This window comes from Aeromonas sp. R10-1, from assembly GCF_040908465.1.
In the GTDB taxonomy this organism is placed as follows: Bacteria; Pseudomonadota; Gammaproteobacteria; order Enterobacterales; family Aeromonadaceae; genus Aeromonas; species Aeromonas caviae.
Window position 1 is genome coordinate 45489 of record NZ_JBFODT010000014.1, and the last position, 24442, is coordinate 69930.

At 60.8% G+C, this 24442-nt stretch carries 19 protein-coding genes and 1 tRNA gene; 10 read left to right on the forward strand and 10 right to left on the reverse strand.

Going from position 1 to position 24442, the window contains the following annotated elements:
* Positions 1–52: 52 nt before the first annotated feature.
* The 4 genes from btsR to adhE all read right to left on the reverse strand — a co-directional run bounded on the left by btsR (position 53) and on the right by adhE (position 6819).
* A complete protein-coding gene (gene btsR / locus AB5Y93_RS05900; protein WP_010674324.1) occupies positions 53–757 on the reverse strand; it encodes a two-component system response regulator BtsR in 705 nt (234 codons plus the stop codon).
* Complete coding sequence (locus AB5Y93_RS05905) at positions 754–2445, reverse strand: sensor histidine kinase (protein ID WP_045525458.1); 1692 nt, start codon at positions 2443–2445, stop codon at positions 754–756. Before AB5Y93_RS05905 ends, btsR begins: the two co-directional genes overlap by 4 nt.
* 352 nt (positions 2446–2797) lie before the next feature.
* The gene (locus AB5Y93_RS05910; protein WP_368228959.1) at positions 2798–4033 is read right to left on the reverse strand and encodes an HD-GYP domain-containing protein; all 1236 of its coding nucleotides are present in this window, start codon (positions 4031–4033) and stop codon (positions 2798–2800) included.
* Positions 4034–4143: 110 nt separating this feature from the next.
* Positions 4144–6819: a bifunctional acetaldehyde-CoA/alcohol dehydrogenase gene (adhE, locus tag AB5Y93_RS05915; protein ID WP_069652659.1), complete on the reverse strand. Its 2676-nt coding sequence runs from the start codon at positions 6817–6819 to the stop codon at positions 4144–4146.
* 833 nt (positions 6820–7652) lie between these two features.
* On the opposite strand from adhE, the gene AB5Y93_RS05920 reads away from it, so the two are divergent.
* From AB5Y93_RS05920 to AB5Y93_RS05950, 7 genes are all read left to right on the forward strand, one after another.
* Positions 7653–8288 carry a YchE family NAAT transporter gene (locus AB5Y93_RS05920; protein WP_010674328.1) on the forward strand — a complete coding sequence of 212 codons (636 nt, stop codon included), beginning with the start codon at positions 7653–7655 and terminating at the stop codon, positions 8286–8288.
* Positions 8289–8568: 280 nt separating this feature from the next.
* Positions 8569–10188, forward strand: a complete 1620-nt coding sequence (locus tag AB5Y93_RS05925; RefSeq protein ID WP_368228960.1) for an ABC transporter substrate-binding protein — start codon at positions 8569–8571, stop codon at positions 10186–10188.
* Positions 10189–10285: 97 nt separating this feature from the next.
* A complete protein-coding gene (oppB, locus tag AB5Y93_RS05930) occupies positions 10286–11206 on the forward strand; it encodes an oligopeptide ABC transporter permease OppB (RefSeq protein WP_010674330.1) in 921 nt (306 codons plus the stop codon).
* A 14-nt stretch (positions 11207–11220) separates the two neighbouring features.
* The gene (gene oppC / locus AB5Y93_RS05935; RefSeq protein ID WP_010674331.1) at positions 11221–12132 is read left to right on the forward strand and encodes an oligopeptide ABC transporter permease OppC; all 912 of its coding nucleotides are present in this window, start codon (positions 11221–11223) and stop codon (positions 12130–12132) included.
* 108 nt (positions 12133–12240) lie between these two features.
* Complete coding sequence (locus AB5Y93_RS05940; protein ID WP_039038983.1) at positions 12241–13221, forward strand: ABC transporter ATP-binding protein; 981 nt, start codon at positions 12241–12243, stop codon at positions 13219–13221.
* Positions 13222–14217 carry a murein tripeptide/oligopeptide ABC transporter ATP binding protein OppF gene (gene oppF, locus AB5Y93_RS05945; RefSeq protein ID WP_045525464.1) on the forward strand — a complete coding sequence of 332 codons (996 nt, stop codon included), beginning with the start codon at positions 13222–13224 and terminating at the stop codon, positions 14215–14217.
* 391 nt (positions 14218–14608) lie between these two features.
* Entirely contained in the window at positions 14609–15553 is a 945-nt protein-coding gene (locus AB5Y93_RS05950; protein WP_368228962.1) for a TerC family protein, read from the forward strand.
* A 54-nt stretch (positions 15554–15607) separates the two neighbouring features.
* Here AB5Y93_RS05950 and alr read toward each other — a convergent pair whose 3' ends face one another.
* Positions 15608–16834 carry an alanine racemase gene (gene alr, locus AB5Y93_RS05955; protein ID WP_039038980.1) on the reverse strand — a complete coding sequence of 409 codons (1227 nt, stop codon included), beginning with the start codon at positions 16832–16834 and terminating at the stop codon, positions 15608–15610.
* 179 nt (positions 16835–17013) lie between these two features.
* Between alr and AB5Y93_RS05960 the strand changes: the two genes are divergently transcribed.
* The gene (locus AB5Y93_RS05960; protein ID WP_368228963.1) at positions 17014–17460 is read left to right on the forward strand and encodes an isoprenylcysteine carboxylmethyltransferase family protein; all 447 of its coding nucleotides are present in this window, start codon (positions 17014–17016) and stop codon (positions 17458–17460) included.
* 73 nt (positions 17461–17533) lie between these two features.
* Here the strand turns inward: AB5Y93_RS05960 and AB5Y93_RS05965 are convergent, their stop codons facing one another.
* From AB5Y93_RS05965 to AB5Y93_RS05975, 3 genes are all read right to left on the reverse strand, one after another.
* The gene (locus tag AB5Y93_RS05965) at positions 17534–18793 is read right to left on the reverse strand and encodes a dicarboxylate/amino acid:cation symporter (protein WP_368228964.1); all 1260 of its coding nucleotides are present in this window, start codon (positions 18791–18793) and stop codon (positions 17534–17536) included.
* Between the two features lie 203 nt (positions 18794–18996).
* Positions 18997–19473 carry a hypothetical protein gene (locus tag AB5Y93_RS05970; protein ID WP_233462593.1) on the reverse strand — a complete coding sequence of 159 codons (477 nt, stop codon included), beginning with the start codon at positions 19471–19473 and terminating at the stop codon, positions 18997–18999.
* Positions 19474–19593: 120 nt separating this feature from the next.
* Positions 19594–19670: transfer RNA gene (locus AB5Y93_RS05975), tRNA-Pro, on the reverse strand.
* A 33-nt stretch (positions 19671–19703) separates the two neighbouring features.
* Between AB5Y93_RS05975 and AB5Y93_RS05980 the strand changes: the two genes are divergently transcribed.
* Positions 19704–20018, forward strand: a complete 315-nt coding sequence (locus AB5Y93_RS05980; protein ID WP_368228965.1) for a hypothetical protein — start codon at positions 19704–19706, stop codon at positions 20016–20018.
* Here the strand turns inward: AB5Y93_RS05980 and AB5Y93_RS05985 are convergent.
* Positions 20008–21351, reverse strand: a complete 1344-nt coding sequence (locus AB5Y93_RS05985) for a dihydroorotase (RefSeq protein ID WP_039038976.1) — start codon at positions 21349–21351, stop codon at positions 20008–20010. The genes AB5Y93_RS05980 and AB5Y93_RS05985 overlap by 11 nt on opposite strands.
* A 79-nt stretch (positions 21352–21430) precedes the next feature.
* Between AB5Y93_RS05985 and AB5Y93_RS05990 the strand changes: the two genes are divergently transcribed.
* A complete protein-coding gene (locus AB5Y93_RS05990) occupies positions 21431–22315 on the forward strand; it encodes a 6-carboxytetrahydropterin synthase (RefSeq protein WP_368228966.1) in 885 nt (294 codons plus the stop codon).
* A gap of 70 nt (positions 22316–22385) precedes the next feature.
* On the opposite strand, the gene AB5Y93_RS05995 is transcribed toward AB5Y93_RS05990, so the two are convergent.
* Positions 22386–24398, reverse strand: coding sequence for a methyl-accepting chemotaxis protein (locus AB5Y93_RS05995; protein ID WP_368228967.1), 2013 nt, complete (start codon positions 24396–24398; stop codon positions 22386–22388).
* Positions 24399–24442 lie beyond the last annotated feature (44 nt).

The window sequence follows — 24442 nt, forward strand, 5'->3', positions numbered from 1 at the left end:
ATGGCGACCCGAGTGGTTGCCCGCTGTGATCCGGCGCACATCGCGCCCCGCTTTATTCCAGTCCCAGCTCGTCTTTTAGCTCCTTGAGGTAGCGGCGGCTGACCGGTACCCGGGCCCCGCTCGGGGTCACGATCTCCGCCAGTTGATTCTCCAGCAAACGGATTTCGAAGATGGCGGCCGGGGCCACCAGATACTGGCGGTGACAGCGCAGCAGCGGGGTCTTCTCCTCGAGGGACTTGAGGGTGAGCTGGGTGTGAAACAGCTCGCCCTGGCAGGCGACATGGACGCCGCCGAGATCGGAGAAGGCGTACTCCACCTGGGAGGTTGGGAGCAGCCGCACCCGGTTGTGCAGGTATCCGGGGATATGGTGGATGGTCGGGGCCAGGGTCCCGACCGGTTGCGGGGTGATGTCCTGCCTGAGCCGCGCCAGGGTCTTGGCGAGGCGCGCCGGCTCCACCGGCTTGAGCAGGTAGTCGAAGGCGTTCTCCTCGAAGGCCTGGATGGCGTAGTCGTCGAACGCGGTGACAAAGACGATGCGGGGCAGGGGATCGAGCATGGCCACCAGCTCCATGCCGCTGAGCTTGGGCATCTGGATATCGAGAAACACCACATCCGGCTTGAGTTGCTGGATGAGGCCGAGCGCCTCGATGGCGTTGCCCGCCATGCCCAGGATCTCGATGTCGGGATCGCTGGCCAGCAGCTCTGCCAGCTCCTCGCGGGCATAGGGCTCGTCATCGACGATCAGGGTGCGGATCATGTCATCTCCTTGGCGGTGGTGCGGGGTTGTCGTGGGAGTGTCAGGGAGACCCGGGTCCATTGCTCCGGCTCCCACTGGACGTCAATGCCATAGCGCTCGCCAAAGGCGCTCTTGAGGCGCTTGTCCACCAGGCTCATCCCCAGACCATCCCCCTGGCCGGATGGCTGCCAGGCCCCGGCGTTGTCTTCGACGCAAAGGGTGATCGCCTCGGGGGTTTCCCTCGCGAAGAGGCGAAGTCGCCCCTCTCCCAGCAGGGAGCAGATGCCGTGCTTGATGGCATTCTCGATGAGGGGCTGCAGGGTGAAGCTCGGCAGTTGCACCTCGGCAAGGTGGGGCGGGATCTCGTTGATGACGGTGAGCCGCTCGCCAAAGCGGGCCTGCTCTATCTCCAGGTAGGAGAGGCAGTGCTCCTGCTCCTCACGCAGCGTGGTCAGGCCGCTCTGGCGCTTGAGGTTGTTGCGAAAGAAGCGGGAGAGGTGCAGCAGCAGCTCCCGTGCCCGTCCCGGATCGCGGCGGGTAATGGCGCTGATGGTGTTGAGGGTGTTGAACAGGAAGTGGGGGTTTATCTGTGCCTGCACCAGCTTGAGCTCGGATTGCACCAGCAGGCGCTGCTGCTGCTCCAGGCGGCCTGCCAGCAGCTGCTGGGACAACAGGTTGGCGATCCCTTCTCCCAGGGTGTGATTGATCTTGAGGAAGAGCCGCTTCTTGGGCTCATAGAGTTTGATGGTGCCGATCACCCCCTCGTCACCCTGCAGGGGGATCACCAGCACGGAGCCGAGCTGGCACTGGGGGGAGATGCTGCAACGATAGGGCTGGCTGTTGCCATCGGCGAACAGCACCTTGTTCTGGGCGATGGCTTGCAGGGTGATCGCCGAGGTGATGGGGGTGCCCGGCTTGTGGTGATCTTCCCCGGTGCCGATGAAGGCGAGGATTTTGTCGGTATCCGTGATGGCGACGGCGCCGACGCCGGTCTCTTCCTGAACGATATGGGCTATCTTGCCGCTGGCCTCCGGAGTGAACCCCTGGCTCATGATGCCGACGGTGCGGTTGGCGATGGTGAGCGCCTTGGCGGAGAAGACCCGGGAGAACTTTTCGTACATCCGCTGCTGGTCGCGGATCATGCTGATGAAGAGCGCCGCCCCGCAGGAGTTGGCGAGGATCATGGGGGTGGCGATGGTGCGCACCAGCAGCAGGGACTTGTCGAAGGGGGTGGCGACCAGCAGGATGATCACCATCTGCATGATCTCGGCCACGAAGGTGGTAAAGAAGGCGACCCTGGGTGCAAAGAGGTCATTGACCCTGCCTGCCCGCATCAGCCGCCAGTGCACCAGCCCCCCCAACAGCCCCTCGCAGGTGGTGGAGATGGCGCAGGCGAGATCGGTGAACCCCCCCAGGGTATAGCGGTGCAGGCCGCCGGTCAGCCCCACCAGGCATCCCACCAGGGGGCCGCCCAGCAGTCCCCCCAGTACGGCACCAACGGCGCGGGTGTTGGCGATGGCGTCATCGATGTCGAGGCCCACATAGGTTCCCAGGATGCAAAAGCAGGAGAAGATGACATAGATGAGCACCTTGTGGGGCAGCCTGACGGAGTAGTTGGCCAGGGGACGCAACAGGGGGCTTTTGGAAAAAAGGTAGGCGATGACCAGGCTGACGCTCATCTGTTGGAGCAGAGAGAGGACTAGTTGCATAAAAAAGCTTCCTCAAACACCACGCCGGAGCCGGGCGTTGTCATGACGCAGGGTGAGCCTGAGCCCGTCTTGATGCGGGCTACGGGCTGAACGCTGCGGCAGTTTGCCAGAATGGAAAAATAAAACCATATAAAATCAGCACGTTAAATTGATATTTGTGTAATCGATGCCCGCTTGATATTGCTGATGCGAGCATGAAGGTATCCACCGGATACGCCACACGGAGGTGGCATGCTCCGCCCGGCCATCGGCTGGGCGTTTTTTATCCAGCTCCAATGGTGGACGATTTCGAGGGGACCTGAGCAATTATTCAGGTTTGTCCAATGAGTTATCCCCAGCTTCTGGGGATAACTCAGAAGGCGAAATAGTAACAGACCCGCCGACCCAGACCGAAAAAGGCGCGTTGCGCGTCGTCCAGCTCTTCCTGTCTGAGGGTAGCGACGATGCTTCGCGCATCTTCCCGCAGATCGATCATGGCCACCCCTTCCGACCGCTGCCCCTTGAGGTAGGGCAGCACCTTAGGTCTGAGGGGCATGCTGGGCTCGGTGGAGAGCACGAGGGCCAGGGCATCGTCATCCAGGCGCACCAGGGAACCCGGTGGATAGACCCCCAGCACCTTTATCAGCAACCTGACCTGGGTTTGCTCGAACTTCTTCTGGGAGAGCTTGTAGAGCTGGCCGATCACCTGGCTGGGTCCCGGCGGGTTGAGGCCGCTGCGCGGATGAAGCAGCTCGTCATAGTGATCCACCAGCCCGATGAGGCGGGCGAGGGGGGGGATCTTGTCGCCCTTGATCCCGAGGGGAAAACCGCTGCCATCGAGGCGCTCGTGATGCAGGTAGGCCACCTCGCGGATCCTGGGTTCGAAAGCCTGCAACTGGTTGAGCATCTCCAGTCCGTACTGGGGGTGCATGTTGAGGAAATTCTGCTCCGCCTTGCTGAGCTCCCCCCGCTTCTGGATGATCTGGCTCGGGATCCTGAGCTCGCCGATGTCGTGGAGCAGGCCCGCCAGACCGGTCTCCTCGATCTCGACGGGATTCATGCCAAGCTCCCGTGCCATCAGCATGGCGATGAAGGCCACGCTCAGGCTGTGTTGCAGCAAGGTATCCGTGTTCTGGCTGCGGACGAGGTGCAGACCGAGCGGCCCCTGGTGTTCTGCCAGACGGGCGGCGGTGCTGCGCACTATCTGTGCGGTATTGGCCAGGCCTTCGTCCGGTTTGAGGTTGAGGGCGCCAAGGGCGTCGCGAAGATCTGACAGGGATTGACCGAACGCCTTGTCCGCGATGCGAAGGGAGCGCCTGAACGCCTTTTCGTCGAAGGTGGGGCCCTCAGAAGAGGAGGTGGTATCCCCGGTGTCGCTCATCTCAAGAGAGGGAACGGGTTCGGCCCGCAGCAGGGGCTCGACCGGCAGATCGCTCTTGTCGGGATCCACCATCAGCAGGGTCAGGTCGAGGTGGCGGATGATGTCGAGCTGCTGCTGGTCCTTGATTTTGAAGGCGTTGAACATGAAAGGGTGGCTCGTCCATCCCGTGGGAAGATGGATGTAGTGGCCGACTCTCAACTGCTCGATGGAGGCCTGTATCAGCGCCATGGACTAGCTCTTCTGTCGAATTTGCCTATCAACAAGCTAGCAAAATTAAACAGATAGACAAACAAAAAAGCCCGCGCATGTGCGCGGGCTCTTGTCATCCGTGGCGTTTATCAGGCCTTGGATTTTTTCTTGTTGTCCACCTTGGCGTCGACCTTGGCTGCAACCGGGGCGGCAGCAGGGGCTTCCTCGATGAAGGGACGGCCGTAGTAGGTGTCCATCAGGATGGCTTTCAGCTCGGTGATCAGCGGGTAGCGCGGGTTGGCGCCGGTGCACTGGTCATCGAAGGCTTCCAGCGCCAGCTGGTCTACCTTGGCCAGGAAGTCCGCTTCGTTCACGCCGGCTTCGCGGATGGAGGCCGGGATCCCCAGGGTGGCCTTCAGCTCGTCCAGCCAGGTCAGCAGCTTCTCGATCTTGGCGGCGGTACGGTCACCGGCAGCGGTCAGGCCCAGGTGGTCAGCCACTTCGGCGTAGCGACGGCGAGCCTGCGGACGGTCGTACTGGGAGAACGCGGTCTGCTTGGTCGGGTTGTCGTTCGCGTTGTAGCGGATGACGTTGCTGATCAGCAGGGCGTTGGCCAGACCGTGGGGGATGTGGAACTCCGCACCCAGTTTGTGGGCCATGGAGTGGCACACACCCAGGAAGGCGTTGGCAAACGCGATACCGGCGATGGTGGCGGCGTTGTGCACCTTCTCGCGGGCAACCGGGTCGTTGGCGCCGTTGATGTAGCTGGAGGGCAGGTAGTCCTTCAGCAGTTTCAGGGCTTGCAGCGCCTGACCGTCGGAGTATTCGTTGGCCAGCACGGAGACATAGGCTTCCATGGCGTGGGTCACGGCGTCGATACCACCGAAGGCACACAGGGATTTGGGCATGCCCATCACCAGGTTGGCATCCACGATGGCCATGTTCGGGGTCAGCTCGTAGTCGGCCAGCGGGTACTTCATGCCGGTGGCGTCGTCGGTCACGACCGCAAACGGGGTCACTTCAGAGCCGGTACCGGACGTGGTGGTGATACAGACCAGTTCGGCCTTCACGCCCATTTTCGGGAACTTGTAGATACGCTTGCGAATGTCCATGAAGCGCATGGCCAGGTCTTCGAACGCGGTGTCCGGGTGCTCGTACATGACCCACATGATCTTGGCGGCATCCATGGGTGAACCACCACCCAGGGCGACGATCACGTCCGGCTTGAAGGAGTTGGCCATCTCGGCGCCCTTGCGGACCACGGACAGGGTGGGGTCGGCTTCCACTTCGTAGAAGATCTCCACTTCCATGTTCAGCTTCTTGAGCAGGCGAACCACTTCATCGGCATAGCCGTTGTTGAACAGGAAGCGGTCGGTCACCACCATGGCGCGCTTCTTGCCTTCCAGGTCGCCCAGGGCGATCGGCAGGGAACCACGACGGAAGTAGATGGATTTCGGAAGTTTGTGCCACAGCATATTTTCTGCCCGTTTTGCGACTGTCTTCTTGTTGATCAAGTGCTTGGGACCGACGTTCTCGGAGATGGAGTTACCACTCCAGGAGCCGCAACCCAGGGTCAGGGACGGGGCCAGCGCGAAGTTGTACAGGTCACCGATACCACCCTGGGTGGAGGGGGTGTTGATGAGGATACGGGCGGTCTTCATCTTGTCGCCGAAGTACTTGATGCGGTCGGCATTGCGATCCTGGTCGGTATAGAGACCGGAGGTGTGGCCGATACCACCGATGTTGACCATGTCGCAGGCCATTTCGACGGCTTCTTCGAAGTTCTTGGCACGGAACATACCCAGGGTCGGGGAGAGTTTCTCGTGAGCGAACTCGTCTTCCGCGCAGAGTTCCAGACCTTCACCGATGAGGATCTTGGTGGTGGCAGGCACGGTCACACCGGCCATGGCGGCGATCTTGGTGGCAGGCTGGCCCACGATGTCGGCGTTCAGGGCGCCGTTGATCAGCAGCACTTTACGCACCTTGTCCGCTTCGTCCTTGGAGAGGATGTAGCCGGCGTGGGTCGCGAAACGCTCCTTGACCTGGTTGTAGATGGAGTCGACCACGATGACAGCCTGCTCGGAGGCACAGACCACGCCGTTGTCGAAGGTCTTGGACATCAGGATGGAGGCGACGGCACGCTTCACGTCGGCGGTTTCGTCGATGACGATGGGCACGTTGCCCGCACCCACGCCGATGGCGGGTTTGCCGGAGGAGTAGGCGGCCTTCACCATGCCCGGGCCACCGGTGGCCAGGATCAGGTTGATGTCGTCGTGACGCATCAGGGCATTGGAGAGTTCGACGGAGGGTTGATCAATCCAGCCGATGATGTCTTTCGGCGCACCGGCAGCCACGGCAGCATCCAGTACCAGCTTGGCAGCGGTATTGGTGGAGTTCTTGGCGCGGGGGTGCGGGGAGAAGATGATGGCGTTGCGGGTCTTCAGGGAGATGAGGGCCTTGAAGATCGCAGTGGAAGTCGGGTTGGTGGTCGGTACGATACCGCAGATGATGCCTACCGGCTCGGCGATGGTGATGGTGCCCATCTCGTCGTCCTGGCTCAGGATGCCGCAGGTCTTTTCATCTTTATAGGCGTTGTAGATGTATTCGGAGGCGAAGTGGTTCTTGATAACCTTGTCTTCGATGATACCCATACCGGATTCAGCCACGGCCATCTGGGCCAGGGGGATACGGGCGTTGCTGGCGGCCAGGGCGGCGGCACGGAAGACCTTGTCTACCTGCTCTTGCGAGAAGCTGGCGAATTGACGCTGTGCTTCTTTGACGCGGGCAACCAGTGCATCCAGTTCAGCCAAATTGGTTACTGCCATGTTTATCTCCTGATGATTTGAAAACTGTTTAGTAAGACCTTGGCAATGCCCGGCAATTATAGCCACCTTGTCAAGGCGAGAATCACCATAACGGGGTATTTACATGCCTTAGTAAACTGTTTTCTGGCTCGATTATAGGGTCGGGATGTGTCAGAAAAGATTGATCTGGATCATATGTAACAAAAGAACAAAAGAAATTTTGTTTCACCCCTTGTCGCACCACTATGTTACGGGAGTGTGTCATCCTTTCTTGGCACCACGAGCTGCTGTCATGCGCCCTTGGAATATCTGCTCAGGGAAGGGGATCCGATGAATTCTCGCCTTGGCCGGGATGGGGGGAGGCGGTATCGCCGTGATGGTGGCAGAACGTCCACTCCCCTGACGTTTCATTTATGTTGAGAAAGGGGTTGTTGTTTTCATCCAGTCGCCCTGGCGAAACAGCACATCTGGCGGTGGCAGGGAGCTTGTCACCTCTGCACAGCCGGCCCCACTGGCGTCGCACCAGGGTGAGAAAGGCCAAAAATCGGGGTCACAGGAGCGGGTGGGGGCGGCAAGCAGGCGTGGTAAGAAGTAAGGGTGCCATTTACCGAAAATATCGTTTCTTGGCTGAGGGTTGATATAACGCGCTGCGATGGCACCAGGCGATGTTAATGGTGGCCTCTCTCCCTTAACAACCCGATATGTTGAATTTTGTCGATACATTAGCGGAACTAACTAAAAAGCCCCGGTAAGGGTGAGATTATTTGATTGGAGAAGGGAAAAGCCATGGTGTAAATTTACGCGCAGTTTGGGGGCTGGCCCCTTGTGGCTCGTATTGGTTCTGGATGGCGCCTATGGCAGCAATAGACTTCTCTTTATACCTGAAATTTTTCGTCGGCCTGTTCGCGATCATCAACCCGCTGGGTCTGTTGCCGGTCTTTGTGAGCCTGACGGGCCACATGTCGCCGGAGGAGCGACGCAAGACCAACACCACCGCCCACATTGCCGTGATGATCATCCTGATGGTCTCCATGTGCATGGGACAGCTCATCCTCGACAGTTTCGGCATCTCCCTGGCGTCGTTTCGCATTGCCGGTGGCTCGCTGATCACCTTGATCGCCTGGTCCATGCTGCAGGGCAAGCTGGGGGAGGTGAAGCACAACAAGCAGGAGAAGGGTGAACTGGCTGCGCGTGAATCCATTGCCGTGGTGCCCCTGGCACTGCCGCTGATGGCCGGACCCGGTGCCATCTCCTCTTCCATCGTCTATGCCAGCCAGAAGACCCTGCCCCAGATGGCCGGCATGTTCGTGGTGGTGGTGGCGTTTGCCTGCTGCTCCTGGCTCATCTTCCGCGCCGCTCCCCTGCTGTTCAAGCTGATGGGCAACACCGGCATCAACGTGGTGACCCGTATCATGGGTCTCATCATGATGTCCCTTGGCATCGAGATCATCGTGGCGGGCATCAAGGGAGTCTTCCCCGGTCTGGTGTGAGCCAGGTCCGTTTTTGTCGGAGCCGGTCCTTGTGACCGGCTTTTTATTGTTTCTTTTTTGTTGGTCATTTCCTAGAATCGAGCGGCCTTGTACGAAAAACGACCGCCCCGGGATATTTAAATGCTGAATAAATGGTTTTAAGTTGTTTTTTTGACCATGAAAGCGGCCTGTTCCTGATGATATCTATTGCATTATCAGAATTGTCAGGGAATTATGCGGGCAGCGAGGTGTTTGTCTCGTGGATAACAAATGCATGGAATGTTCTTGTTGGAGTATGGAAATGACTCATAGAAAAACAATTATTAATACCCTTTTATTGACTGCACTTTTCGGTGGCGCCACCCTGGCTCACGCCGCCGATGTCCCCGCCGGTACCAAGCTTGCTCCCGAGCAAACCCTGGTGAAGGGCAATGGTTCCGAACCCGCCACCCTGGATCCGCACAAGACCGAGGGAACGGTAGAATCCAATATCCTGCGCGACCTGTTCGAGGGGCTGGTCACCTCTGGCCCCAAGGGTGAGACCCTGCCCGGCGTCGCCGAGTCCTGGGAAACCAAGGACAACAAACACTACGTGTTCCACCTGCGCAAGGATGCCAAGTGGTCCAACGGGGATCCCGTCACCGCGCATGACTTCGTCTTTGCCTTCCAGCGCGCGGTGGATCCCAAGACGGCCTCTCCCTACTCCTGGTACATGGAGATCCCGACCATCATCAATGCCTCCGACATCATCGCGGGCAAGAAGCCGGCCGACACCCTGGGCGTGAAGGCGGTGGACGATCACACCTTCGAGGTTCAGCTGGAGAAGGCGGTGCCTTACTTCGTCAGCATGCTCTCCCACACCACCACCTATCCGGTCCCGAGGAAGGTGATCGAGAAGTTCGGTGACAAGTGGACCCAGCCCGGCAACATGGTATCCAACGGCGCCTACGTGCTGAAGGACTGGGTGGTCAACGAGCGCGTCGACGTCGAGCGCAACCCCAACTACTGGAACAACGGCAAGACCGTCATCAACAAGGTGACCTACCTGCCCATCCAGTCCACCAACGCCGAGCTGAACCGCTATCTGGCTGGCGAAGTGGATCTGACCTACAACATGCCCATCGAACGCTTCAAGCAGATGAAGAAAGAGCTGCCGGACGAAGTAAAGGTCAGCGGCTATGTGGGCACCTACTACTACCAGTACAACTTCAAGCACAAGCCGTTTGACGACGTGCGGGTGCGTACCGCCCTCTCCTATGCCATCGATCGCAACGTGATCGCCGACAAGGTGATGGGCAAGGGCGAAACCCCGGGCTACACGCTCGTGCCTGATTTTGTAGATGGCTTCAAGCCGGTGGCGCCGGCCTGGTCCAAGCTGACCCAGGCAGAGCGCGATACCAAGGCGAAAGAGCTGCTGACCGAAGCCGGTTACGGCCCGGGCAAGCCGCTCAAGTTCGAGCTGCTCTACAACACCGACGACAACCACAAAAAGGTGGCCGTGGCCGTCGCCTCCATGTGGAAGAAGCTCGGCGTGCAGGTGAGCCTGGTGAACCAGGAGTGGAAGACCTACCTGGAGACCAAGAAGCAGGGTAACTTCGACGTGGGCCGCGCCGGCTGGATTGCGGACTACAACGAAGCCTCCTCCATGCTGGATCTGATGCAGACCACCCACGGCAACAACGACGGCAAATACTCCAACCCGACGTTCGACAAGCTGATGAGCGAGTCCCGCAACCAGGTGGATGCCGAGGCGCGCAACAAGCTCTATGTCCAGGCCGAAGAGATCCTGGCCAAGGACATGCCGATCGCCCCCATCTATCAGTACGTGACCTCCCGCATGGTCAAGCCCTACGTGGGTGGCTACCCGGCCAACCCGCTGGACAACATCTACAGCAAAGACATGTACATCGTTGCTCACTGAGTAAAGACACAAGTCGCATAACAAGCAGGGCCCGCCAGACGGCGGGCCTTTATTACAACCGCGACCCTTTGGAAGCAGTACAGGACAGGAAATGTCTATGTTGAAATTCATCCTTAAACGTCTACTGGAAGCGATCCCGACTCTGCTGGTCTTGATCACCGTCTCCTTCTTCATGATGCGCTTCGCCCCGGGTAACCCCTTCACCAGCGAACGCGCCCTGCCGCCGGAAGTCCTGGCCAACATCGAAGCCAAATATGGCCTGGACAAGCCCATCGGCATGCAATACCTCACTTACCTCGGCAACCTGGTCCAGGGGGATCTGGGGCCCTCCTTCAAATACAAGGACTTCACCGTCAATGATCTGGTGAGCCAGGCCCTGCCTGTCTCCGCCAAGATAGGCTCGGTCGCCTTCCTGCTGGCAGTGACCCTGGGGGTCACCTTCGGCACCATTGCGGCCCTGAAACAGAACACCCTCATCGACTACCTGTTGATGTCGTCGGCCATGGCCGGGGTGGTGATACCCGGCTTCGTGCTGGCACCGCTGCTGGTGCTCTTCTTCAGTATCTATCTGGGCTGGTTCCCGGCGGGGGGCTGGCAGGGGGGCGGCGCCCAGTTCATGGTACTGCCGGTGTTCGGCATGATGATGTACTACATCTCGGCCATCTCCCGCATCATGCGCGGCAGCATGATCGAGACCATGAACTCCAACTTCATCCGTACCGCCCGCGCCAAGGGGCTGCCCCTGCGCCACATCATCCTCAAGCACGCGCTGCGCCCGGCCATGCTGCCGGTGGTCTCCTACCTGGGACCGGCCTTCGTGGGCATCATCACCGGCTCCGTGGTCATCGAGACCATCTTCGGCCTGCCGGGGATCGGCCAGCTGTTCGTCAACGGTGCCCTCAACCGTGATTACTCCATGGTGCTCGGTCTGACCATTCTGGTCGGCGCCCTCACCATCACCTTTAACGCCGTGGTCGATATTCTCTATGCCGTCATCGATCCCAAGATCCGTTACTAAGCCGGGAGTACATCATGGTAGTCACAACTGAAAAGCGCGAAGCCGTCGAGGCGTTCGCCCAGAAAGTGGAAGTGGTGGAAGGACGCTCCCTGTGGAAGGATGCCCGTCGCCGTTTCCTGCGCAACAAGGCGGCCCTGACCAGCCTCATCATCCTGACCATCATCGGTCTGGCGGTGATCGTGGGGCCCCACCTGTCCCAGTACACGTTCGATGACCCGGACTGGGGGGCCATGCAGAGTGCCCCGGACATGGAGACCGGCCACTGGTTCGGCACCGACAGCCTGGGGCGCGACCTGTTCGTGCGTACCCTGCTCGGCGGACGCATCTCCCTGATGGTCGGCATCATGGGGGCCCTGGTGGCCGTCATCATCGGCACCCTCTACGGGGCCGCGTCCGGCTTTATCGGTGGTCGCGTCGACAGCCTGATGATGCGCGTGCTTGAGATCCTCAACGCCTTCCCCTTCATGTTCTTCGTGATCATGCTGGTGACCTTCTTTGGTCGCAATCTGGCCCTCATCTTCCTCGCCATCGGCGCGGTGAGCTGGCTCGACATGGCGCGGATCGTGCGCGGCCAGACCCTGAGTCTCAAGAGCAAGGAGTTCATCGAGGCGGCTCACGTCTGCGGCGTCTCCAAGTGGAAGATCATCACCCGTCATATCGTGCCCAACGTGCTCGGCATAGTGGCGGTTTACGCCACCCTGCTGGTGCCGGGGATGATCATGTTCGAATCCTTCCTGAGCTTCCTGGGTCTGGGCGTGCAAGAGCCCATGACCAGCTGGGGCGCCCTGCTGGATGAAGGCTCCAAGTCGATGGAAGTGGCCATCTGGCAACTCCTGTTCCCCGCCGGTTTCATGGTGGTGACCCTGTTCTGCTTCAACTTCCTCGGGGATGGTCTGCGTGATGCCCTGGATCCCAAGGATCGCTGATACCCAGGGACCGGCAAGACGCCAAGGGGCCATCAGACCCGTTTAGGGAACGCACCGCGTTCACCACGGGCAGGCCCCCATCACGACAGCGCGATAAGGAGTACTGAGATGAAATTACTGGATGTGAAAGATCTGCGGGTCGAGTTCAAGACCCCGGACGGCAATGTGGTGGCCGTCAACGACCTCAACTTTTCTCTTTCTGCTGGCGAAACCCTGGGAATCGTCGGGGAGTCAGGCTCAGGCAAGTCCCAGACGGCCTTTGCCATCATGGGGCTGCTCGCCAAGAACGGTGTCATCACCGGCTCGGCCAAATTTCAGGGCGACGAGATCCTCAATCTGCCGGAGCACAAGCTCAACAAGATCCGCTCCGAGAAGATCGCCATGATCTTCCAGGACCCCATGACGTCGCTCAACCCCTACATGAAGGTCAAGGATCAGCTGATGGAAGTGCTGATGCTGCACAAGGGGATGACCAAGGCTGCCGCCTTCGAGGAGTCGGTGCGCATGCTGGATGCGGTGAAGATCCCCGAGTCGCGCAAGCGGATGAACATGTATCCCCACGAGTTCTCCGGCGGCATGCGCCAGCGGGTGATGATCGCCATGGCGCTCCTGTGCCGGCCGCAGCTGCTCATCGCTGACGAGCCGACCACGGCGCTGGACGTGACGGTACAGGCCCAGATCATGACCCTGATGAACGAGCTCAAGCGCGAGTTCAACACCGCCATCATCATGATCACCCACGATCTTGGCGTCGTGGCCGGCATCTGCGACAAGGTGCTGGTGATGTATGCAGGCCGGACCATGGAGTACGGCCGGGTCAACGATATCTTCTATCGCCCGAGCCACCCCTATACCGAAGGCTTGCTGCGCGCCATTCCCCGCCTCGACACCGAAGGGGAAGAGCTGCCCACCATTCCGGGCAATCCGCCCAACCTGCTGCGTTTGCCCACCGGCTGCCCCTTCCAGGAGCGTTGCCACCGGGTGAGCGAGATTTGTGGCCAGCAATCGCCGATCCTGACACCGTTCAACGACGGCCGGGAGCGGGCGTGCCACTGGGTATCGGATGCCATGATCAAGGGAGTGAACTAAATGGGTACTGACAAGAAACTGCTGCTGGAAGTGTCCGACCTCAAGGTTCACTTCAGCATCAAGAGTGACAAGGCCTGGCCCTGGGCCAAGCCCTCCGCCCTGAAGGCGGTGGACGGGGTGACCCTGCGCCTCTACGAAGGGGAGACCCTGGGCGTCGTGGGGGAGTCCGGTTGCGGCAAATCCACCTTCGCCCGTGCCCTCATCGGCCTGGTACCGGCCACCGACGGCAAGGTGGTGTGGCTTGGGCAGGACTTGACCAAGCTCGAGCAGAACGCCCTGCGGGAGAAGCGCAAGGAGATCCAGATGATCTTCCAGGACCCGCTGGCCTCCCTGAACCCCCGCATGACCATAGGCGACATCATCGCCGAGCCCCTCATCACCTTCTACCCGACCCTGCCAAGGGAAGAGGTGAAGGAGAAGGTGCGCGCCATGATGACCAAGGTGGGCCTGCTGCCCAACCTGGTGAACCGTTACCCCCATGAGTTCTCCGGCGGCCAGTGCCAGCGCATTGGCATCGCCCGGGCGCTCATCCTCGAGCCCAAGATGATCATCTGTGACGAGCCGGTCTCGGCGCTGGATGTCTCCATCCAGGCTCAGGTGGTGAACCTGCTCAAATCCCTGCAAAAGGAGATGGGGCTCTCCCTCATCTTCATCGCCCACGACCTCTCCGTGGTCAAACACATCTCCGATCGGGTGCTGGTGATGTACCTGGGCAACGCGGTGGAGCTGGGGACCGGCAAGGAGATCTTCGCCAATCCCCTGCACCCCTATACCAAGGCGCTGATGTCGGCGGTCCCCATCCCGGATCCGGATCTGGAGCGCAGCAAGGTCATCCAGATCCTGGAAGGGGACTTGCCATCCCCCATGAATCCGCCCTCCGGTTGCGTGTTCCGTACCCGCTGCCCGGTGGCAGGTCCGGAGTGCGCCAAGACCCGGCCCCAGCTCGAGGGCAACTTCGACCACGCGGTCTCCTGCCTCAAGGTGGACCCGCTCTGAGAACCTGTTAACGATCTTGCTGCGAGGCCGTGATCAAGGCTCATGCGCTGCTCTTTACCTTGTTGATGACCTCTCGCGACAGCTCGTAAACAGGTTCTAAGGAGAACCGTATCGAGAAGGGCGCGTGCTGGCGCCCTTTTTATTGCATGGGGGATAAGATGCCTCTTGGCGCCATCTTCCCGGACTGTTACTATCCGCCGCACAAGGGGAGTAACTTCTCGCCGGTTTGTCGTCATTACGGTGCACCCATATCCTGCAGTGCACCCGGCAGCCGGGCAGTCGATGTCAATCGGCTGTAAGTGAGACCTTGCCGAGAGGCAAGGTGTATCTGCTCCAAACGCAAACCCACTGCCTCCCGGCCGTGGGTTTTGTCGTTTTGGGAGAAGTGAAAATGGGTGAATGGTGGATGTGGACCGGTTTCTTCAGCATAGTGCTGGTCCTGTTGTGGATTGATATCCGCTTTGTCGGTGGCGGCAAGGCGCACAAGGTGTCGCTGAAAGAGGCGGGCATCTGGTCTCTCATCTGGGTCAGCGTGGCGCTCCTGTTCAACCTGGCCATCTGGCTCTGGCTGGATCACAGTGCCGGGCGCGAAATCGCGAACCAGAAGGGGCTGGAGTTTCTCACCGGCTACCTCATCGAAAAGGCACTGGCGGTGGACAACGTCTTCGTCTGGCTGATGCTGTTCGGCTACTTCGCCATCCCGGCGGAGCTGCAGCGCCGGGTCCTGCTCTACGGGGTGCTGGGGGCCATCGTGATGCGCGCCGGCATGGTGTTCGCGGGCAGCTGGCTCATCGAGCAGTTCCACTGGATCCTCTACCTGTTCGGGGCCTTCCTGCTGCTGACCGGTGCCAAGATGCTGTGGGCGGCCGACAAGGAGCCGGATCTCGAGAACAATGCCCTGCTCGGCTGGATGCGTCGTCGCTTCAAGGTGACCGAGACGCTGGAGGGAGAGAAGTTCTTCGTCTGGCGTGACGGTGTGCGCTACGCGACCCCGCTGCTGCTCATCCTGGTGCTGGTGGAGGTGAGCGACCTCATCTTCGCGGTGGACAGTATCCCGGCCATCTTCGCGGTGACCACGGATCCCTTCATCGTGCTTACCTCCAACATCTTCGCCATCATGGGGCTGCGCGCCATGTACTTCCTGCTGGCCGGGGTGGCCGATCGCTTCGCCCTGCTCAAATACGGCCTGGCGCTGATCCTGATGTTCATCGGGATCAAGATGTTGCTGCTCGATATCTTCAAGATACCGACCGGTATCGCCCTTGGCGTGGTGGCGCTGATCCTGCTGGCTTCCATGGGGCTGAGTCTGCTGATGACCCGCAAAAAGGCGGCGTGAACGGTGCAGTAAAAAGGGCTCCCTCGGGAGCCCTTTTTCATGTCAGCAATTTGCTTAGCGCTTGATTTTCTTGGGGTTGGTGTAGCCCCAGACGGTGTACATGTCCGCCAAGAGGGCACCGTTGTACTCCTCCAGATCAGACTGCTTCACTTCGGCATCACCCTGGCGTCCGAACAGGACCACCTCGTCACCGGGTTTGATCCCCTTGATGTCGGTGACGTCCACCATGGTGGTGTTCATGGAGGTCTTGCCCACGACGGGGGCCTTCTGGCCATGGATCAGCACATAGGCCTTGTTGCTCATGGCGCGGCGGTAGCCGTCGGAGTAGCCCATCGGCAGGTTGGCCAGCAGGGAGTCGCGCTTGAGGGTGAAGGTGCGGTCATAGCCGACGGTGTTGCCCGCCGGGTAGTGGTTGACGGAGGCGACCTGGGTCTTGAACGCCATCACCTTCTTGTACTCGGTGTAGGAGGGAATGGTGTCGCCATAGATGATGCCGCCCGGGCGCACCATGTCAAAGTAGGCTTCCGGCACTTCCAGGGTGGCGAAGGAGTTGGCGGCGTGGATGGTGAGCTTGCTGCGATCCAGCTTGCCGGCGTCGATGAGCCACTGGTAGTCCAGCTTGAACTGGGCCAGCCCCAGCTTGACGTCCTCTTTCTCCTCCACCGGGAAGTGGGTCATGATGCCGACCGGGGTGATCCCCTTGAGCTTGAGCATGGCCAGGGCATCGGCCTTGGCATCGTCCTGGCGCAGATCGATGCCGTTGCGGCTCATGCCGGCGGAGTTCAGGCCGATGTGCACCGGGATGTTGGTGTGATGGCGCTGGGCGATGTCGGCGATCCCCTTGGCGCTCTCCAGGCTGCCGATGAGCTCTTCCAGCTTGTAGGGCAGGGCCTGCTCCACTTCATCCGGGGTGGCGGCACGCACCCGCATCAGGCGACCTTCGAAGCCCTTCTCGCGGGCAACACGTGCTTCTTCGTTGCTGGCGATGCCGATGCAGGGGATGCCTGCCTTGACCACGGAAGGGACCAGCAGGTCGATGCCGTGACCGTAGGCGTCCGCCTTCATGATGGCGCAGATCTGCGGGCCCTTGTCACCCAGGCGATTCTTCAGGGTCTGGATGTTGTGCTCGAAGGCGCCGAGATCCACTTCCAGCCAGGCGTTGGCGGCGGTCTGTTCCTGACCGTTGCGGTGGTCGTCGGCGAGCGGCAGATAGGGGGCGGCGACCGCTTGGCCGGCCAGCAGGCCAAAGATCAGGGTCGCGAGCAGTGTTTTCTTGTGCATGGGGCAAGTCCTTTCTTATTGTCTTGAGTTGAGGCTGGGCTCATCGCTGAGGCGAGCTGCGGCAGGGCTGGTCATAGCATGTTGCTATGCTAATGATATATTTCACTTTTTATCCAGATGCCGACTCTGGGAGTGTATCTCAACGGCGTCAATCGTGGCACGTGTTGCAGGAAGAAAATATGAAGCTGACGTTGCGGATTCCACCGCTGCTGCTGTTCGTCGTCATCGTGCTCGCCATGTGGCTGGAGCGGGGCGAGGGGAGGGCGGCGCCCCTGTGGCTGGTGCTGGTCGCCACGCTGTGGCTGGCGGGAGCCCTGCTGGGGGGCGGTGCGCTTCTGCATTTCTGGCAGCAGCGCACCACCGTGCACCCCCAGCGGCTGGAGAGCAGCCGGGTGCTGGTGACCCGGGGCGTCTATCGCATCAGCCGCAATCCCATGTACCTGGGGCTGCTCTGCTGGACCCTGGCGCTGGCGTGCTATCTAGGAGGCATGGCAGTGTGGATCGGGCCGCTGCTGCTCTGGGGCTGGCTTACCCGCTTCCAGATCCTGGCGGAGGAGCAGGCGCTGCGGCGACAATTCGGCGATGCCTATGACGACTATTGCCGACAGGTCAGGCGCTGGTGCTGAGGCGCGGCGTGCCCCATCAGGCATATGACAACGGCCCGCAAAGGCGGGCCGTTGTCATGGGGGTCAGGGGGGATCACGCCTTGGCGGTGCCCACCTCGCCGAGGGGGGCGGTCTCACCCAGGCTGTCTTCGCTCTTGGCCACCACGCTCGCGGCGATGGCGTTGCCCAGCACGTTGGTGGCGGAGCGCCCCATGTCGAGGAAGTGGTCGATACCGAGCAGCAGCAGGATGCCCGCTTCCGGGATGTGGAACTGGTTGAGGGTGGCGGCAATCACCACCAGGGAGGCGCGGGGCACCCCGGCCATTCCCTTGGAAGTAACCATCAGCAGCAGCAGCATGGTGATCTGCTGGGCCGTGGAGAGCTCGATGCCATAGGCCTGGGCGATGAACATCACCGCGAAGGTGCAGTACATCATGGAGCCGTCCAGGTTGAAGGAGTAGCCCATGGGTAGCACGAAGCTGGCGATGCGCTTGTCACAGCCAAATTTCTCCAGCCTGTCCAGGGTCTTGGGGTAGGCCGCCTCGGAGCTGGCGGTGGAGAAGGCCAGCAGGATGGGCTCGCGGATGAGGGCGAGCAGGGTCAGGATGCGGCGGCGGATGAAGAGGCTGCCCATGGCGATGAGCAGCAGCCATAGGCAGCCGAGCGCCAGATAGAACTGGGCCATGAAGGTGCCATAGGTAGCGAGGATGCCGAGCCCCTCCTTGGCGACCATGGCGGCGATGGCGCCAAACACCGCGAACGGGGCGAAGTTCATCACGTAGCCGGTCACCTTGAGCATGATCTCGGCGCCGCTGGCCATCAGCTTGACCACGGGCTTGGCGTCGTCCCCCAGGGCGGCGGCGGCCAGCCCGAAGAAGAGGGAGAAGACCACGATCTGCAGGATCTCGTTGGTGGCCATCGCCTCGACCACGCTTTTCGGGATGGCGTGGGTCACGAAATCCTTGAGGGAGATGGCGGTGGCAACCACGCCTGAGCTGGTGCCGTCATCGGGCAGGGAGAGGGAGAGCCCCACCCCAGGTTGCATCAGGTGGACCATGACCAGCCCCAGGGTCAGGGACATCAGGGAGGCGAGCATGAACCAGCCTAGGGTCTTGACGCCGATGCGGCCCACGGTGCGGGTGTCACCCATCTTGGCGATACCGACCACGAGCGTGGTGAACACCAGGGGGGCGATGATCATCTTGATGAGGCGCAGGAAGATGTCGGTCAGCAGGGTGATGTCATCGGCAAAGCCTGCGGCCTGTGCGGGCGCGAGCAGGCGATAACCCTGCCCGGTCACGATGCCAAGCAACATCGCAATGAGGATGGCAACGGTCAACTTGTTCATTTTCATGGGGGAGTTCCGGTTTCGATAGGTGCAATGCCTGTGCAGGCGGCGAGGGGCCGCCTCAGTCCTTTTTTGTGATCCGGGCGGTGGAATCCAGACAGCCGGTGTGCTGGAGAATGCCTAATCGCGAAGGGGAAATCCAGTGACTTGTTTCGGAGTTTTGTGCTGTTATTAGCTGCATTTGATATGCATCTTGTGATTTATTTGTATTAATCGCTGTTTATTTTAATTTTTGCGAGATAAACGGCTTCCATGCTCTGCGCGTCCCGGGGGTTGGCCTCCAGGGTGAAGACGAGCAGGGCCGAGGTGCGATGTTCCACCTGCATGTCGTCCATGAAGGTGTCTGGCTCGTACTCGTCGAACCCGAATTGGGGGCGGGTCGGGGTGACCCTGACGGCATCCCGCGACAGGGTCAGCGTCTCGACCTGAATCCAGGGGTATCCCTTTGCCAGTGCCACCTCACCGGCCCGCTTGAGCACGTATTTGCGCGCCGTTTCCCTGTCCACCAGATCGTTGCCCACAAACTCCAGTTGCCAGCGGGCCGGGCCAAGCTGGGTCTGTGAAAAACCGGTCTGGCCATTCCAGAACGATTTTTCACTGTCATAGGCGGTGGCGCAGCCCGCGAGCTGGCCGACCAGCAGGGCGCTGAGGGCAAGGGTGCAGAAAGTACGAAGGGAAGGCAACATGATGCGGGCCGCTTGGCAAAGGGGGTTTTACTACAGCACAAAGGGATCGGAGAGACAATCGCGGCGGAAGACCATAAAAGAAAAGGCCTTGTCGTCTGACAAGGCCTTTCTCGGGGAATTTGGTCGGTGTGAGAGGATTCGAACCTCCGACCCTCTACACCCCATGCAGATGCGCTACCTGGCTGCGCTACACACCGACGGAGTCAGCTCGGCTGACGGGGAGGGAGTTTATGGAGATGCCCCGACCCTGTCAACAGGGGAAATTCAGGTTCGAGATCGTTTGCCTGCTTTGCGAGCAACTTCGGATCAAAGTGCGACCAGTGGTGCATTTTATCAGCACCTCACCGCTGTCTTGCATGAAAAACGGCCGCCCGGAGGCGGCCGTTTGGCGTGATGCTCTCAAGCCGAGATCAGCGGTTGAAGGTCAAGCGCTTGCCCAATACCTTGTCGGTGACCTGACCGTTCTGCCAGGCTATTTGCCCGTTGACCAGGGTCATCTCAAGCAGGGCGCGCTGGAAGCGGTCATCATCCAGATCAGCGGTTGAAGGTGAGACGCTTGCCCAATACCTTGTCGGTGACTTGGCCGTTCTGCCAGGCAATCTGGCCGTTCACCAGGGTCATCTCGATGGTGCTCTGGAAGCGGTAGCCGTTGAACGGGGACCAGCCGCACAGGTAGAGCAGGTTGCTGTCGGTGACCACGTAGGGCTTGCCGAGATCCAGCAGCACCAGGTCGGCGAAGTAGCCTTCCCGGATGTAGCCGCGATCCTGCACCTGGAAGCGTTCGGCCACCGCGTGGGAGGTCTTCTTGACGATGGTTTCCAGGCTGAAGACCCCGTTGTGGTAGAGCTCCAGCAGCGCCTGCAGGGAGTGCTGCACCAGGGGCACGCCGGACGGCGCCTTGAAGTAGCTGTTCTGCTTCTCTTCCCAGGTGTGGGGGGCGTGGTCGGTGGCGATGATGTCGAGCACATCGTTGCGTACCGCATCCAGCAGGGCGTGCTGGTCGGCAGCGCTCTTCACCGCCGGGTTGCACTTGATCTGGCTGCCCAGGGTGTCGTAGTCCGCCTCGTTGAAGAACAGATGGTGGACGCACACTTCGGCGGTGATGTTCTTGTCCTTGAGATCCTTCAGATCCGGGGTGGCGGTAAAGAGCGAGAGCTCTTTCGCCGTGGTCAGGTGCAGCACGTGCAGCTTGGCGCCGTACTGCTTGGCCAGGGAGACCGCCATGCTGGAGGATTTGTAGCAGGCGTCCGCGCTGCGGATGCGGCCGTGCTCGCGCATGGGCACGTCTTCGCCCCACTTGGCGCGAGCTTCGTCTTCCAGCACCTTGATGGACGGGGTGTCCTCGCAGTGGGTGACGATCATCACCGGGCTTTCGCGGAAGATGGCTGCCAGGGTCTCCTGGTTGTCCACCAGCATGTTGCCGGTGGAGGCCCCCATGAAGATCTTGATGCCGCAGGACTGCTTGGGATCGAGCTTCTTGATCTCTTCCAGGTTGTCGTTGGTGGCACCCAGGTAGAAGCTGTAGTTGGCGGCGGCGGAGTTGGCGGCGATCTGGTATTTGGCTTCGAGGGCGTCGATGGTGGTGGTCTGGGGATTGACGTTGGGCATTTCCATGAAGCTGGTGGTGCCACCGGCCACGGCGGCCCGGGATTCACTGGCGATGGTTCCCTTGTGGGTCAGGCCGGGCTCCCGGAAGTGGACCTGATCATCGATCATCCCGGGGATGAGATGACGGCCCGTTGCATCGATCACCACGGCATCGGGGGCACTGATGTCCGGGGCGACGCGGGCGATCCGCTCACCCTCGATCAGGACGTCGGAGGCATAGATGCGGCCTTCGTTGACCAGGGTGGCATTCTTGATAAGCAATTTGTTCATGGGGGGTTCCAGTTCCTTTGCCGATAATCCGGGGTCATAATATCGCAAACTGCACTTTCTCTGTAGCAAGGCCTGAGTAATGAAGTTATTTGTTAGAGATTTGACTGTGATCGATTCCAGCTATTTATGCGAGCGCCGCGGCATGGTGGGCGAGAGCTGGCTGGTGGACATCGAGATGAGCGGCGAGCTCAACGAGATGAGCATGCTGCTGGACTTCGGTCGGGTGAAGAAGCTCATCAAGTCGATCATCGATGAAGAGGTGGATCACAAGCTGCTGGTGCCGACGGAATGTCCCCTGGTCCATGTCAACGCGCTGGACAACGACGAGAGCACCGTGGATCTGCTGCGTCCGGGTCGCGCCATCCACCTGCGTTGCCCGGCCCAGGGCTTTGCCTTCATTCCGGCCCCCCAGGTGGATAAAGAGTCGGTGACCCGCTATCTGCTGGGGGTACTGGCCAAGCGCCTGCCCGGCAACATCAAGGATCTCTCCCTGACGTTGCGCCAGGAGCGCATCGAGGGCGCCTTCTACCACTACAGCCACGGCCTCAAGAAGCACGACGGCAACTGCCAACGCATCGCCCACGGCCACCGCTCTCCCGTCGAGATCCTGGTGGACGGGGAGCGTGACGAGGAGCTGGAGTTCAACTGGGCCGAGCGCTGGGCCGACATCTACCTGGGCACCGAAGAGGACAGGGTGGCCCTTGGCGAACTCGCCCTGAGCGAGCGGGCCGAGGCGTCACTGAAAGAAGGGGACGCGCACTACATCGGCTTCAAGTACGTGGCGCCCCAGGGGCTGTTCCAGCTCGCCATGCCAGCGGCGGAGGTGGAGATGATCGACACCGACACCACCATCGAGCTGCTGGCCCACTACATCGCCCGCGAGGTGAAGAAGCAGGTAGGGGACAAGTTCGTCAAGATTGTCGCCTATGAAGGGGTCGGCAAGGGCGCCATCGCCTACGCCTGATCCCGCGCCGCATGCCAGTAAAAAACAAGGCCCCGCCAATGCGGGGCCTTGTCGTATCGGGTCGTGGCCATCAGGCACTGAGGCGGAAGCGCTGGACCAGCCCCTCCTGCTGCTCGGCAAGGGAGTCGAGCTGCTGGCTGGTCTCGGCGACCCGCTCTATGCCCTGATAATTGAGATCCGAGATGTCGGAGATGCGGTTGAGGTTGGTGGCGATGTCGGCGCTGGTGGCCTGCTGCTGCTCGGCGGCGGAGGCTATCTGGCTCGACATGTCGCTGATGAGCACCACGATGCCCTGCACCTCTTCCATGGCGTTGTTGGCCTGGGAGCTCTGATCCACGCAGCTGTCCATCTCGCGGGAGCACTCCTGCATCACGTTGACCGCCCGGGCGACGCCTTGCTGCAGGTTCTCGATCATGGTCTGGATTTCGCTGGTGGACTGGGCGGTGCGGCCAGCCAGGTTGCGCACCTCGTCGGCCACCACCGCAAACCCGCGTCCCTGCTCGCCGGCACGGGCCGCCTCGATGGCGGCGTTGAGGGCCAGCAGGTTGGTCTGCTCGGCGATACCGCGGATGACGTCGAGGATGTTGCCAATCTGGCCGCTCATGGCGCTCACGTCGCCAATCACCTTGCCGGTCTGCTGCAGCTTGCCCGCGAGCTGATGGGTGGTGGTGATGTTGCCTGCCATCACCTTGCGCCCCATCTCGGAGGCTTTCTCCACATCCTGCACCCGCTCCAGGGTCTGGTTGGCGGCCTGGGCCACCTCCCGCACCGAGGCCTCCATCTGGGTCATGGCGGCGGCGACCGAGGCGGTCTCCTGACGCTGTTTCTCCAGATCCGCCCGCACCGATTCGGTGGTGTGGCGGTTGTCGTGGGCGGCGCTGTTGAGCTGGGTCGAAGCCTGGGAGAGCTGCTTTAGCACATCCCCCATCTGGTGGATCAACAGGTTGATCTGGCTGGCGAGCTGGCCGAATTCGTTCTGGCTCTTGAAGCCGACCTGCTGGGTCATGTCGCCCTGGGTCACCTCGGTCAGCACCCGCAGCAGCTCTTTCAGGGGGCGGCGGATGGCTTTGCCCAGGGTGAAGGCCACCAGGATGGCGACGAAGATGGCGATGGCGATGCTGATCCCCTGTGTCAGGGTACTCTGGGTCTGCACCCGATCGGAGGCCTGGATGCTGGCGTTCATCAGCTGCTGGCTCTGGGCGGTGATCCCCTCCAGCTTGTTCTGGATGCTGAGGATGAGCTGGCTCGCCTGCTTGCTCTGCTCGCGCATGGCCTGCTGCTGCTTCATCAGGGCCAGGTATTGGGAGAGCACGCCGTCATTGCCCGTGGTGTCGCGCACGAAGCCATGGACGTAGTGGCCCATGTTGTTGTCGAAGTCCTTGAGCTCCCCCTGGAGATCCTTGATGGTGCTGTTGAAGCCCTCGATCTGCATCTTGTTGCGCTTGAGCGCTGCCTCGATGGGGGCGGGGATGCTCTGGTTGAGGGCATCCATGGTGGAGAGCTCGATGGCGGAGAGCTTGGTGGTCAGGGTCTCGGAGAGCATCTTGATGAAGCTGTCGTCGATGGTGACCATCATGTCCCCCAGGTTCTTCTTGAACTGGGGCAGGCTGACCTGGAACTGGCCCTTGGCCTGATTGACCTTGTGCAGCCGGGTGAGCAGGGCCTCGTGTTCGCCGGGCAGGGTCTGGGTCAGTTGCAGGTAGTCATCCACCAGCTTGACGAGGGCAGTCATGTCCGCCTGCAACTGGGGATGAACCGCCACCTGCTGTTTGAGGCTGGCGACCATCTTGTCGACCTGGCCCTTGGCCTGTTGCAACTCGGCCACTTCCGCCGGCAGTTGCTTGAGATCCTGCTCGGTCAGCACATCGGTGAGCCATTTGTTGGCGCTGAGCAGGCTTATCTGGGTCTGGCTGCTGGCGAGTACCAGCGGCATGGACTCCTGGGTCACCTGATCCAGGGCGCCGCTGAGTTCGCTCTGGCCGCGAAAGGTCAGTACCGCACTGGCGACCATGACGGCGACCAGGATGGCAAAGCCCAGATAGACTCTCTGTAGGATCGAGAGGTCTGACATTGTTTGTTTCATTATTGTCCCGCTGTCTGTGCAAAAGTCCCTTGCCTGAGTACCCC

Excerpts from the sequence above, each read along its gene's own strand:
- btsR (WP_010674324.1), bottom strand. The coding sequence starts at position 757 with ATGATCCGCACCCTGATCGTCGATGACGAGCCCTATGCCCGCGAGGAG.
- AB5Y93_RS05905 (WP_045525458.1), bottom strand. The coding sequence starts at position 2,445 with ATGCAACTAGTCCTCTCTCTGCTCCAACAGATGAGCGTCAGCCTGGTC.
- AB5Y93_RS05910 (WP_368228959.1), bottom strand. The coding sequence starts at position 4,033 with ATGGCGCTGATACAGGCCTCCATCGAGCAGTTGAGAGTCGGCCACTAC.
- adhE (WP_069652659.1), bottom strand. The coding sequence starts at position 6,819 with ATGGCAGTAACCAATTTGGCTGAACTGGATGCACTGGTTGCCCGCGTC.
- AB5Y93_RS05920 (WP_010674328.1), top strand. The coding sequence starts at position 7,653 with ATGGCAGCAATAGACTTCTCTTTATACCTGAAATTTTTCGTCGGCCTG.
- AB5Y93_RS05925 (WP_368228960.1), top strand. The coding sequence starts at position 8,569 with ATGACTCATAGAAAAACAATTATTAATACCCTTTTATTGACTGCACTT.
- oppB (WP_010674330.1), top strand. The coding sequence starts at position 10,286 with ATGTTGAAATTCATCCTTAAACGTCTACTGGAAGCGATCCCGACTCTG.
- oppC (WP_010674331.1), top strand. The coding sequence starts at position 11,221 with ATGGTAGTCACAACTGAAAAGCGCGAAGCCGTCGAGGCGTTCGCCCAG.
- AB5Y93_RS05940 (WP_039038983.1), top strand. The coding sequence starts at position 12,241 with ATGAAATTACTGGATGTGAAAGATCTGCGGGTCGAGTTCAAGACCCCG.
- oppF (WP_045525464.1), top strand. The coding sequence starts at position 13,222 with ATGGGTACTGACAAGAAACTGCTGCTGGAAGTGTCCGACCTCAAGGTT.
- AB5Y93_RS05950 (WP_368228962.1), top strand. The coding sequence starts at position 14,609 with ATGGGTGAATGGTGGATGTGGACCGGTTTCTTCAGCATAGTGCTGGTC.
- alr (WP_039038980.1), bottom strand. The coding sequence starts at position 16,834 with ATGCACAAGAAAACACTGCTCGCGACCCTGATCTTTGGCCTGCTGGCC.
- AB5Y93_RS05960 (WP_368228963.1), top strand. The coding sequence starts at position 17,014 with ATGAAGCTGACGTTGCGGATTCCACCGCTGCTGCTGTTCGTCGTCATC.
- AB5Y93_RS05965 (WP_368228964.1), bottom strand. The coding sequence starts at position 18,793 with ATGAAAATGAACAAGTTGACCGTTGCCATCCTCATTGCGATGTTGCTT.
- AB5Y93_RS05970 (WP_233462593.1), bottom strand. The coding sequence starts at position 19,473 with ATGTTGCCTTCCCTTCGTACTTTCTGCACCCTTGCCCTCAGCGCCCTG.
- AB5Y93_RS05980 (WP_368228965.1), top strand. The coding sequence starts at position 19,704 with ATGGAGATGCCCCGACCCTGTCAACAGGGGAAATTCAGGTTCGAGATC.
- AB5Y93_RS05985 (WP_039038976.1), bottom strand. The coding sequence starts at position 21,351 with ATGAACAAATTGCTTATCAAGAATGCCACCCTGGTCAACGAAGGCCGC.
- AB5Y93_RS05990 (WP_368228966.1), top strand. The coding sequence starts at position 21,431 with ATGAAGTTATTTGTTAGAGATTTGACTGTGATCGATTCCAGCTATTTA.
- AB5Y93_RS05995 (WP_368228967.1), bottom strand. The coding sequence starts at position 24,398 with ATGAAACAAACAATGTCAGACCTCTCGATCCTACAGAGAGTCTATCTG.